This is a genomic window from Microcystis sp. M49636_WE2, assembly GCF_030065375.1.
GTDB lineage: Bacteria > Cyanobacteriota > Cyanobacteriia > Cyanobacteriales > Microcystaceae > Microcystis > Microcystis aeruginosa_C.
The window spans coordinates 1-1,371 of record NZ_JASJFG010001103.1 but is presented as its reverse complement, the minus strand read 5'-3'; the positions used below and the strand labels follow the sequence as shown (position 1 = coordinate 1,371).

The 1,371-nt window shown below is 43.7% G+C and carries 1 protein-coding gene and 1 pseudogene; both read right to left on the bottom strand.

What is annotated here, in order from left to right; translation table 11 throughout:
* Positions 1-852 (bottom strand): phosphotransferase (locus PX484_RS25505; RefSeq protein ID WP_288106236.1); only part of this gene is annotated, 852 nt, incomplete at its 3' end.
* Positions 853-1,067: 215 nt separating this feature from the next.
* Positions 1,068-1,371, bottom strand: a pseudogene (locus PX484_RS25500) (hypothetical protein); the annotation flags it as partial.

Below are 1,371 nucleotides of genomic sequence, written 5' to 3'. Positions count from 1 at the left end.
TTGGATGAAACCATGGCGAACCTGGCGATTTAAGCCGGATTGTAGGGAAACTTGCAGAAATTTAGCGATATCAAAAACTCGCCAACCATAACCGCACTGATCGAAATCAAATAGGGTCATCTGATTATCAGGGGTGATATGTACATTACCACTATGAGGATCGCCCCAACAAATGCTCCAATAGGGAGATTCTGTCGGTAATTTGGCGGTTTCTTCCTCTATTTCCCCAATGGTTTCTAAAACACAGTCTAGGTCCCTCGGTCGTTGGTGCAGAAAAGGTGCAATAATTTGCAGGGAATCCTCGAGAAGATATTTGAGGTTGAGGGGATGACGATAGGCTAGGGTTTGAAAATCTGCTGTCACCCGATGTAAATTAGCCACGATCGCCCCTAAGTGATAGGCTTGTTCTATATCTATATCCCCAATAGCAATTCCCCCAGGGGCATAGGGAAAGAGGACGGCGTAACGTTTCCCTTCTGGGGCATTAATTTCTAGGGATAAATCACCGTTTTTGCTGCGAATTGGTGCGGCGACGGGAACCTGAGAGTGATCGAGATAATCTAATAATTCTAACTCGAAGTCGATTTCCATTTTGCTGCGCCAATGGCAGTGAGATACGCGCAAAATGTAGGGAGTTGTCAGGGTTTCGAGGAGATACACATCACTTAAACCCCGATGCCAAAATTGACAATTTTTCGGTACATCAATCTCGTAACGAGAAAAAACTAAATCTGCTAGGGCAGCAGGAGCCAGAGTGGAGTAGAGTGTGGGAAAAGTCCATTCTCCAGTGCGAAAATTGGCAGCGGGAGAACTAGAAGGCAGTAAATTGAGCGAAGCCTGAAAAGTCGTCACGGTTCCCTCCCGATGCAAGTATGGACAACGCTCGCATCATCCTATTTTATAGGCCACATATATTACAAATTGGTTCGATCGCTCCGTATATTTCGCTACATTCCTCTGTAAGTTATCAGATTTGAGTTTTCAGCACCCACAGCAGTTATCTGAATGGTGAGATGGGAAGTTTTCGTTTTGGGGAGTCGGTCGTTAATACCAAATTAGGTTACACTTCATCTTGATGAGAAAGTCTGTACTAAAGTTGTTGATTCTTCCTGACTGAGATGACGTAGTTTATTCCGAAAATAGCCAAAGCTGGGCGATCGATTAATATCCACATTCATCTGAGGAGAAATATTTTCTGCCCAGACTGTTTTCTCTTGACCCACAGAAGCTCCACCTAACTTAGATAATTGTTTCGCTCCACCTCTGTATATAGCATCTGCCAGTTTTTCCCAAGTACCACAGATACTATCATTAATATAGGAATCCAAGATAGCACTTTTGGCCTGGGGATAAGCAATTTTTATGGCATTA